Here is a 9,875-nt window from a genome sequence, read left to right as displayed (position 1 = left end):
GGCGACGCCGACGGCGGCGCGGGGGTGATCTTTAGAACCCCTCCGGCGTCTTCAGGTGCCAGTCGGTTGCTTTTTGGAAAGCGTGCGCCGTTTGCAGCAGTTCAGCCTCGCGGAAATAGTTGCCCACCAGTTGCAGGCCCACCGGCATGTTGCCCGCGCCGAAACCGGCCGGCACGCTCATGCCGGGCAAGCCGGCCAGGCTGGTGGACAAGGTGTAGATGTCGGCCAGGTAGTTGGCCAGCGGGTCTTCGCTTTTTTCACCGATCTTCCAGGCCACGGTGGGCGCGACCGGCCCGGCGATCATGTCGCACTGGGTGAAGGCCTGCTGGAAGTCTTGCGCGATCAGGCGCCGGATGCGCTGCGCCTGCAGGTAGTAGGCGTCGTAATAACCATGGCTCAGCACATAGGTGCCGATCATGATGCGGCGCTGCACTTCGGGGCCAAAGGCTTCGCTGCGCGACTTCTTGTACATGTCGGTCAGGTCGTCGTACTGCGCGGCGCGGTGGCCAAACTTCACGCCGTCGAAACGGCTGAGGTTGCTCGACGCTTCGGCGGGCGCGATCACGTAGTAAACCGGAATCGACAGCTCGGTGCGCGGCAGCGAAATCTCGACCAGACTGGCACCCAGCTTCTGGTATTCGGCCAGCGCCGCGTGCACCGCGGCCAGCACGTCGGGCGCGCAGCCAGCGCCAAAAAACTCTTGCGGCAGGCCAATGCGCAGGCCTTTGAGCGGCTGTGCGGCGCTGGCGCCAGCGCGCGCTTGCAGGAGCGCGGCGCTGTAGTCTTCGGCCGGGTGGTCCAGGCTGGTGGAGTCGCGGTCGATGTCGGGGCCGGCCATGGCGGTGAGCAGGGCGGCGCAGTCTTGCGCGCTGCGCGCCATGGGGCCGGCCTGATCAAGGCTGGACGCGAAGGCCACCATGCCGTAGCGCGAGCAGCGCCCATAGGTGGGCTTGATGCCGGTGATGCCGCAAAAGCTGGCGGGCTGGCGGATGGAGCCGCCGGTGTCGGTGCCGGTGGCGGCGGGCACCAGCCCGGCGGCCACGGCGGCGGCAGAACCGCCGGACGAGCCACCCGGCACGCGCGACACGTCCCAGGGGTTGTGCGCGGGCGCATAGGCCGAGTTGTCGGTGCCCGAACCCATGGCGAACTCGTCGCAATTGAGCTTGCCCAGGCTCACCGCGCCCTGCTGCGCCAGGCGCTGCACCACGGTCGCATCAAAGGGGCTCTGGTACGACTCCAGCATTTTGGAGCCGGCGGTGGTGGGGAAATCGCGGGTCACAAAGATGTCTTTGTGCGCGATCGGCACGCCCAGCAAGGGCGTGCGCTCGCCAGCGGCCAGGCGGGCGTCGGCGGCTTGGGCCTGGGCCAGCGTGGCGGCTTCGTTGAACGCGAGGTAGGCGCCCAGCCCAGCATGCGTGCGGGCCCGCGCCAGCAGGTCCTGCGCCGCTTCGACGCTGGAGAGTTTTTTCTCGGCCAGCGCCGTGCTGAGTTCGGCCACACCCATCTGGTGCACGTTGCGGGCGGCGCTCATTCGATCACCTTCGGCACCAGGAACAGACCACGCTCCACGGCGGGCGCACTCTTCTGGTTCGCTTCGCGCTGGTTGGGCTCGCTGGCCACATCGGGGCGCAGGCGCAGCGCCACGTGGTCGATCACCGCCGTGGGGTGGGCCAGGGGCTGCACGCCGGTGGTGTCCACCGCGTTCATTTGCTCGACGATGTCAAAAAAGCCGTTCAGCTGCGTGAGCATGCGCTCACTCTGCGCGGAAGAGAGTTCCAGGCGCGCCAGGTTGGCGATGCGCCCGATGTCGGACTGGGTCAGAGACATGGCGGGGAAGGGGTCCGGTAACGGTCAAGGAAAACCACCCGCAGCAAGGCCAAACGGCCTGCAACGGGTTGTAAAGTGCAGAATTCGCTGCGCAATGCGCGCAGTTGCGCACAGGGGATACGGTATTATCCAAGGTTTAACGGCATATCCTGCAAAGGCGGGGTTTTTGCCGTTGAATCAAGTACTTAGAACCGAATCAACGGCTATTCACCAGGCAATGGCAGCGCCATAACACAAGAGCCAAGCGCTGCCATGCCCCATAGGAACTTCGCACATGTTTGAAGCTTTTCGTCGGCATTTTTCGACCGACCTGGCCATTGACCTCGGTACCGCCAACACCCTGATTTACGTCCGCCACAAAGGCATCGTGCTCGACGAGCCTTCGGTGGTGGCGATCCGCCACGAAGGTGGCCCCCAAGGCAAAAAGACCATCCAGGCCGTCGGCAAAGAAGCCAAGGCCATGCTGGGCAAGGTGCCCGGCAACATCGAGGCGATCCGCCCGATGAAAGACGGCGTGATCGCCGACTTCACCGTCACCGAGCAAATGCTCAAGCAGTTCATCAAAATGGTGCACCCGCGCTCGATGTTCAAGCCGAGCCCGCGCATCATCATCTGCGTGCCCTGCGGCTCGACCCAGGTTGAACGCCGCGCCATCCGCGAGTCGGCCCTGGGCGCAGGCGCCTCCGAGGTCTACCTGATCGAAGAACCCATGGCCGCGGCCATCGGCGCCGGTCTGCCGGTGTCCGACGCGTCGGGCTCCATGGTGGTGGACATCGGCGGTGGCACCACCGAAGTCGGCGTGATTTCGCTCGGCGGCATGGTTTACAAGGGCAGCGTGCGCGTGGGCGGTGACCGTTTCGACGACGCCATCATTGCCTATATCCGCCGCAACTACGGCATGCTGATCGGCGAGCCCACGGCCGAATCCATCAAGAAAGCCATCGGCTCGGCCTTTCCGGGCTCCGAGGTCAAGGAGATGGAAGTCAAGGGCCGCAACCTGTCGGAAGGCGTGCCGCGCAGCTTCACGATTTCCAGCAACGAAATCCTCGAAGCCCTGACCGACCCGCTGAACCAGATCGTCTCGGCCGTGAAAAGCGCGCTGGAGCAAACCCCGCCCGAACTCGGCGCCGACATCGCCGAACGCGGCATGATGCTGACCGGTGGTGGCGCCCTGTTGCGCGACCTGGACCGCCTGCTGGCCGAAGAAACCGGCCTGCCGGTGCTGGTGGCCGAAGAACCGCTGACCTGCGTGGTGCGCGGTTGCGGCATGGCGCTGGAGCGCATGGAGCGCCTGGGCACCATTTTCACCAGCGAATAACGCCTCGCCGGCCACCGGCACAACATGCCACTGGGCACCCTAGACCGCACACCACCACCCTTTTTCAAGCAAGGGCCGTCGGCCCTGTCCAAACTGGTTGTGTTCAGCGCCCTGGCGCTGTTTCTGATGGTGGCCGACGTGCGCTTTCGGGTCACCGAACCCCTGCGCGCAGCCGTGGCCACGGCCTTGTACCCGGTGCAGTGGCTGGTGCTGCAACCGGTGCAGGCAGTGGCCGCAGCGGGCGGCTACTTCACCAGCCTGCACGAGGCGCAGCGATCGGAAAACGAAGCGCTGCAACGCCTGGCGCGGCAGGCGGGCCGCAACCTGCAACTCGAACAGCTCGACCTGGAAAACCAGCGCTTGCGCGAATTGCTGGCCATGCGCGAACGCATCAAAACGCCTGGTGTGGGCGCACAAGTGCTGTACGACGTGGCCGATCCGTATTCGCGCAAGGTGGTGATCGACCGGGGCCTGACGCACGGCGTTGAACCCGGCTCGCCGGTGATCGACGAAAGCGGTGTGATGGGCCAGGTGACCCGGGTCTATCCGCTGGTGTCCGAAGTCACCCTGCTGGTCGACCGGGACCAGGCGATTCCCGTGCTCAACGTGCGCACCGGCGCGCGCAACGTGGTGTATGGCCAGCCGGGTGTGGCCGGCGACGGCCTGGAGCTGCGCTACACCCTGGCCAACTCGGACATTGTCGAAGGCGATCTGCTCACCACCAGCGGTGTGGACGGGGTGTACCCGCCGGGCCTGCCGGTGGCGCGGGTGGCCGAGGTGACGCGGCGCGCCGAATCGGCCTTCACCCGCATCAACTGCACCCCCGTGGCCCGCGTGCAAGGCACTTTGCATGTGCTGGTGCTGGCGCCGGTGGGCGCGGCGCTGCCGCCGTCGCCGCTGCCTATTTCGGCCAACGCGCGCGCCGCGCGCTCCACCCCCAAAGGTGGCAGCGCCACCGGAAGTACCGCGCCATGATCATGCGCCGAGGCCAGCAGCTGCTGCTGCCCGCCAACCCCGCCTTCATCTGGTTCAGCCTGCTGGGCGCGATGCTGCTCAACATGCTCATGAACATGGGCCTGTGGGGACGCGCCGCCTGGGTACCCGACGTGCTGGCGGTGGTGCTGGTGTTCTGGAGCGTGCACCAGCCCCGGCGCATCGGCGTGGGCGTGGCCTTTGTGTTCGGTCTGGCCATGGACGTGCAGCAGGGCACGCTGATGGGCCAGCACGCCCTGGCCTATACGGTGCTGGTGTTTTTCTCCATCAGCATCCACCGCCGCCTGTTGTGGTTTGGCGTGCCCACCCAGGCGGTGCAGGTACTGCCCCTGTTTTTTGCCGCGCATATTCTGGAACTCCTGGTGCGCCTGCTGGCCGGTGGCAGTTTCCCCGGGGTGTTCTTCGTGCTGGCGCCCCTGCTGGAGACCGCGCTGTGGCCCGTGGTTTCCGTGGCCTTGCTGGCGCCGCAACGCCGCTCGCCCGATCCCGATGACAACCGCCCGCTGTGACCACGATGCCCCCACGCTCCACCGCTGCGCGGGTCGCTGCCCCCCAAGGGGGCTGTTTCGCCTTGGGGCGGCCCGGCGGCGAAACGCGGCCTCTGCCGCAGACGTCTCGAAAGTCGGTTTGTGACTGAGCTGCGCAACATCGAAGCCGACCTGGCGCAGTTCCGCACCCGCGTGCTGGTGGCGGGCATGGCGGTGTTGTTTGCGTTTGGCCTGGTGGCGGCGCGCATGGTTTACCTGCAGGTGGTGCGCCACGAAGACTTGCTGGCGCAGGCCGAGAGCAACCGCACGGCGGTGTTGCCGGTGGTGCCGAACCGGGGCCAGATTCTGGACCGCAACGGCCGGGTGCTGGCGACCAATTATTCGGCCTACACGCTGGAAATCACGCCGTCCAAGGTGGAAGACCTGAACGCCACCATCGAAGCCCTGGGCCAGCTGGTGGAGATTCACCCGCGCGACAAGCGGCGCTTTCACAAGCTGCTGGAAGAATCGCGGCGTTTCGATTCGCTGCCCATCCGCACCCGCTTGTCCGACGAGGAGGTTGCCCGCTTCACCGTGCAGCGCTACCGTTTTCCTGGCGTCGATGTGCGCGCGCGGCTGTTCCGGCAATACCCCAGCGGCGACGTGGCCAGCCACGTGATCGGCTACATCGGGCGCATCAACCAGCGCGAAAAAGATGCCATGGACGACTGGCCCGAAGAGGAGCAGGCCAACTACCGGGGCACCGACTACATTGGCAAGCTGGGCGCCGAACAAAGCTACGAGCGCGAACTGCACGGCCTGACCGGCTTCGACCGGGTCGAGACCTCGGCCGGTGGCCGCGCCGTGCGGTCGCTGGCCAATACACCGGCCACACCGGGCAACACCGTGGTGCTGGCGATCGACATCCAGCTGCAAAAGCTGGTCGAAGACATGTTTGGCGATCGCCGCGGCGCGCTGGTCGCGATCGATCCGCGCAACGGCGAGGTGCTGGCCTTCGTGAGCAAACCGACCTTCGACCCCAACCTGTTCGTGGAAGGCATCGACGTCGAAAACTGGCGCGCCCTCAACGAGTCGCTGGACAAGCCCTTGCTCAACCGGGCCATGCGCGGCACCTACCCACCCGGTTCCACCTACAAGCCCTTCATGGCGCTGGCTGCGCTGGAAACCGGCACGCGCAGCGCCAGCACCGTCATCAACGATCCCGGCTACTGGATGTTTGGCAACCACAAGTTCCGCAGCCACGGCGACATCGCACTGGGCCAGGTGGACATGCAGCGCAGCATCGTCAAGTCCAGCAACGTGTACTACTACTCCCTCGCCAATGAGATGGGCGTGGACACCATGCACGACTTCATGAAGCCCCTGGGCCTGGGCCAGATCACCGGCATCGACCTGGGTGGCGAGTTGCGCGGCGTGCTGCCCAGCCAGGCCTGGAAGCGCAACAACTACAAACGGCCCGAGCAGCAGCGCTGGTACGCCGGTGAAACGATCTCGCTGGGCATCGGCCAGGGCTACAACAGTTTCACCATGCTGCAGATGGCGCACGCCATGGCCACGCTGGCCGGTGGTGGCATCAAGTACCGGCCGCACCTGACCTTGGCGATCGAAGACGTGCTCACCCGCAAGCGCACCACCATCGCCACCGAAGCGCCCGAAGACCTGGGGTTCAAGCGCGACAACGTGGAGACCGTGTTGCGCGCCATGCAGGCCGTGACCACGGAGGGCACCTCGGCCCGGGTCTTTTCGGGTGCCGGCTACGCCAGCGGCGGAAAAACCGGCACCGCGCAGGCGGTGACGATTGGCCAAAAAGACCGCTACGACGCGCGCAAACTCGAAGAGCACCAGCGCGACCACGCGCTCTATCTGGCCTTTGCGCCGGTCGTGCAACCACGCATCGCACTGGCGGTGATCGTGGAAAACGCCGGTTTTGGCGCGGCCAGTGCCGCGCCCATTGCGCGCCGGGTGTTCGACTATCTCCTGCTCGACCAATACCCGAATGCGCAAGACATGGCGGCGGTGCGGCAGGGCTTGGCCGGTGCGCCCATTGGCACACCGCTCAAGGCCAGTGCCATGCCCTGGCCACCGCAAGACCTTGCGCCCGGAGCCGAGGCCCTGGCGACGGACAGCCCACGCGCAGCGCCCTAGGAGCCTGCGCTCAGCGCAGGTAGGCGTCGTAGCCGGTCTTCAGAATCAGCAGCGTCACCACCACCATGAAGACCTGGCGCACAAAGCCGCTGCCGTGCTTGAGCGCCAGGCGCGTGCCCAGCAAGCTGCCCGCCACATTGGCCAGCGCCATCACCAGCGCGTAGTGCCACCACACGTGGCCGGTCCAGGCAAACAGCAACAGCGCTGCGAAGTTGGATGCGGTGTTGAGCAGTTTGGCGCTCGCGCTGGCGTGCAGAAAATCGTAGCCCAGCCAGCGCACGAACAAGAAGACGAAGAAGCTGCCCGTGCCCGGGCCAAAAAAGCCGTCGTAAAACCCGATGACCACCCCCAGCACGCTGGCCGCCACGGCTTCGCTGCGCCCGGTGAAGCGCGGGGCGTGGTGTCGGCCCAGCTCTTTTTTCACCACCGTGTAAGCCAGTACCGCGAGCAACACCAGCGGCAGCACGCGGCGCAGAAAGTCGGGTGAGATCTCGGTCACGGTCCAGGCGCCCAGCATGGAGCCGGCAAAACACAGCCCCACCGCAGGCAGCAAGGCTGCCCAGGGCATTTGCACCCGGCGCGCGAATTGCAACGTGGCCGCCGCCGTGCCCCAGATCGACGCGCTCTTGTTGACGCCAAACAGGGTCGCCGGGTGCGTGGTGGGAAAGACCGCGAACAGCGCAGGCACCAGAATCAGGCCGCCGCCGCCCACAATGGCGTCCACAAAGCCGGCGACCAGGGACGCGAGAGAGACGAGCAGCAATTCCATGCGCGCGATTGTGACCGATGCCCGCCAAGGCCAGGCCGCCTAGGAACGGGCGCCCTTCAAGCCACGCAACAGACGGAAGCGGCCAAAAAAAAGCCGACCCTTGTGAGGGTCGGCCTGTGAGAGAGGTGCTCCTCTTGGGGAGCTGTGAATGCGTTTTGGTTGGACTGGGTTTGTCTCCTCGGTCCCCCGCGGTCGTCGGCGCTGTGCACCTTTGCGAGTGGGACTACTGTAGTGGGCGGCACCAGCTTTGTGCATCGGGATTTCCCCTTGGTTTGGCCAACCACTGGCACAGGAAATGCTGTTGTTACACCGTCGTTGGAAAAGGTAACAAAATGCACCAAATTGGTCGGATTTCGCCCGCCTGGGTCGGCGCGTGCGCGCTGCTCGCCCCTGCGGCACTCTGGGCCCAGGCCCCCGCAGCGGTTTTGAGCGCGCCCGGACTGGTCGCCGCCAGCAGCGTGAACGGCGCCGACACGGCCTGGCTCATGGTCAGCACCGCTCTGGTACTGCTCATGACGCTGCCGGGCATCGCGCTCTTTTACGGCGGCATGGTGCGCCGCTTCAATGTGATCAACACCATGGCCAGCGTGATCGGCATCACGGCGGTGGTCAGTGTGCTGTGGTTCGCGCTGGCGTATTCGCTGGCATTCACCCCCGGCAGCGGCGGGTTCGCCGGTTGGATAGGCGGGCTGGACCGCGCAGGCTTTGCCGGGCTCGATGTGCTCGCCGCCCAGGGACAGGTGGCGGTGAGCCACATCGCGCCGCACGTGCCGGAGTCTGTGTTTGCCATGTTCCAGCTCACCTTCGCCGTGATCACCTGCGCGCTGGTGGTGGGCGCCCTGGTGGAGCGCATGCACTTTGGCGCCCTGCTGCTGTTCGCCAGCCTGTGGCTGCTGCTGGTGTACGCGCCCATCGCCCACTGGGTGTGGGAACCGGGGGGCTGGTTGGCGCAGCTGGGCGCGCTGGATTTCGCCGGTGGTTCGGTGGTGCACATCAATGCCGGCGCGGCCGCTTTGGTCTGCGCCTATGCACTGGGCCCGCGCCAGGGTTATGGGCGCGAGCCTTTTGTGCCGTTCAACCTGGGTTTGACCATGGCCGGTACCGGCCTGCTGTGGGTCGGCTGGTTCGGCTTCAACGCCGGCTCGGCACTGGCCGCCGATGGCCGTGCCGGCCTCGCGCTGGCGGTCACCCACATCGCCGCCGCCGCAGGCGCGCTGTCGTGGATGGGGGCGGAATGGCTGGCGCGCAAACGCGCCTCGTTGCTGGGCCTGTGTTCGGGTGTGGTGGCGGGCCTGGTGGCCATCACCCCCGCTGCCGGCTTTGTCACGCCGCGCTCGGCGCTGCTGATCGGACTGATCGCGGGCGTGGCCTGCTATTGGGGCGCCACCGGTCTCAAGCGCCGCCTGGGTGCCGACGACTCGCTCGATGTGTTCGGCGTGCACGGTGTGGGTGGCCTGGTGGGTGCCTTGCTCACCGGCGTGCTGGCCGACCCGGCGATCTCGGGCGTGCAAGCGAGCTTTGTGTCGCAACTGGTGGCCTGCACCGCCGTGCTGGCCTACAGCCTGGCGATGACGGCCCTGGTGCTGTGGATCACCTCGCGCGTGACCCGCCTGCGTGTGCGCGAGGCCCAGGAACAGGTGGGACTGGACCTGGCCTTGCACAACGAACAACTCGGCCATTGACATGGAAGCCAGCGACGTCTTCGCCATCGCCGCCCACCTGCACGTGCTGTTGCGGCGCAAGACCGGCCGCGTGACGGACACCGAATGGCTCGCCACCAACGCCGATTACGCGCAAGCCATCGTGCGCTTCTCGCGCGAAAAAGCGGCCAGCGATGGCCACGCCGAGCTGCTGACCTGGGCCGACAAACTGGCGACCGCCATTCCCCGCATGGGCGCGGCGGCCGCCCCCAAGCCCTTGTTGCAAACGGTGGTCGAACAGTTGCGCGCCGGACATGCCGCGTCCACCCCCGCTGGCTCCCCTCAGTCCAGCGGTTTCATGGCGTCCACCCTGCCTTCGGTGTTGGGCGCCACCCGCCCGGAAGACGGCGACGAAGCCCGTTATGTGGGCGGCATACGCTAAAAACCGTTGCCGCCCGACGCCGCTGGCACCGGCGCGGGGGGCGGTCGAAACCCTCGGGGTCGCGGGATACCCGGCAACACGCTCCGCGAACGTGGTTCTGCGCCAGCCGAACCGCCGTCAAACCCCGGCCACTATCCAGCGCGCCGCCTTTTCGGCCAGCATCAGCGTGGGACTGTTGGTGTTGCCGCTGGTGATGGTGGGCATGGCGCCCGCGTCCACCACGCGCAAGCCCTCCACGCCGTAGACGCGCAAG

At 66.6% G+C, this 9,875-nt stretch carries 10 protein-coding genes; 6 read left to right on the top strand and 4 right to left on the bottom strand.

Going from position 1 to position 9,875, the window contains the following annotated elements; all coding sequences use genetic code 11:
* Positions 1-31: 31 nt before the first annotated feature.
* Positions 32-1,531: an Asp-tRNA(Asn)/Glu-tRNA(Gln) amidotransferase subunit GatA gene (gene gatA / locus ABYB95_RS10745; protein ID WP_372658503.1), complete on the bottom strand. Its 1,500-nt coding sequence runs from the start codon at positions 1,529-1,531 to the stop codon at positions 32-34.
* Positions 1,528-1,827: an Asp-tRNA(Asn)/Glu-tRNA(Gln) amidotransferase subunit GatC gene (gatC, locus tag ABYB95_RS10740; RefSeq protein ID WP_372658502.1), complete on the bottom strand. Its 300-nt coding sequence runs from the start codon at positions 1,825-1,827 to the stop codon at positions 1,528-1,530. Before gatC ends, gatA begins: the two co-directional genes overlap by 4 nt.
* Before the next feature lie 274 nt (positions 1,828-2,101).
* On the opposite strand from gatC, the gene ABYB95_RS10735 reads away from it, so the two are divergent.
* The 4 genes from ABYB95_RS10735 (at position 2,102) to mrdA (ending at position 6,771) form a co-directional block, all read left to right on the top strand.
* On the top strand, positions 2,102-3,145 hold the full coding sequence (locus tag ABYB95_RS10735; RefSeq protein WP_372658501.1) for a rod shape-determining protein: 1,044 nt from the start codon (positions 2,102-2,104) through the stop codon (positions 3,143-3,145).
* A gap of 24 nt (positions 3,146-3,169) precedes the next feature.
* Positions 3,170-4,120, top strand: coding sequence for a rod shape-determining protein MreC (gene mreC / locus ABYB95_RS10730; protein ID WP_372658499.1), 951 nt, complete (start codon positions 3,170-3,172; stop codon positions 4,118-4,120).
* Complete coding sequence (gene mreD, locus ABYB95_RS10725; protein ID WP_372658497.1) at positions 4,117-4,647, top strand: rod shape-determining protein MreD; 531 nt, start codon at positions 4,117-4,119, stop codon at positions 4,645-4,647. Before mreC ends, mreD begins: the two co-directional genes overlap by 4 nt.
* Before the next feature lie 120 nt (positions 4,648-4,767).
* On the top strand, positions 4,768-6,771 hold the full coding sequence (gene mrdA, locus ABYB95_RS10720; RefSeq protein ID WP_372658496.1) for a penicillin-binding protein 2: 2,004 nt from the start codon (positions 4,768-4,770) through the stop codon (positions 6,769-6,771).
* Positions 6,772-6,781: 10 nt separating this feature from the next.
* On the opposite strand, the gene ABYB95_RS10715 is transcribed toward mrdA, so the two are convergent.
* Positions 6,782-7,540 (bottom strand): TSUP family transporter, encoded by a 759-nt coding sequence (locus tag ABYB95_RS10715; RefSeq protein ID WP_372658495.1) that lies wholly within the window; start codon positions 7,538-7,540, stop codon positions 6,782-6,784.
* A gap of 332 nt (positions 7,541-7,872) precedes the next feature.
* On the opposite strand from ABYB95_RS10715, the gene ABYB95_RS10710 reads away from it, so the two are divergent.
* Positions 7,873-9,222: an ammonium transporter gene (locus ABYB95_RS10710; protein WP_372658494.1), complete on the top strand. Its 1,350-nt coding sequence runs from the start codon at positions 7,873-7,875 to the stop codon at positions 9,220-9,222.
* Position 9,223: 1 nt separating this feature from the next.
* A complete protein-coding gene (locus ABYB95_RS10705; RefSeq protein ID WP_372658493.1) occupies positions 9,224-9,622 on the top strand; it encodes a hypothetical protein in 399 nt (132 codons plus the stop codon).
* 117 nt (positions 9,623-9,739) lie between these two features.
* Here the strand turns inward: ABYB95_RS10705 and ABYB95_RS10700 are convergent.
* Positions 9,740-9,875, bottom strand: a 136-nt coding sequence (locus ABYB95_RS10700) for a GMC oxidoreductase (protein ID WP_372658504.1), incomplete at its 5' end; no start/stop codon positions are given.

It is taken from the genome of Hydrogenophaga sp. (genome assembly GCF_041633695.1).
In the GTDB taxonomy this organism is placed as follows: domain Bacteria; phylum Pseudomonadota; class Gammaproteobacteria; order Burkholderiales; family Burkholderiaceae_C; genus Hydrogenophaga.
Note: the sequence above shows the minus strand (reverse complement) of the source record. Positions and strands in the feature narration are given on the sequence as shown.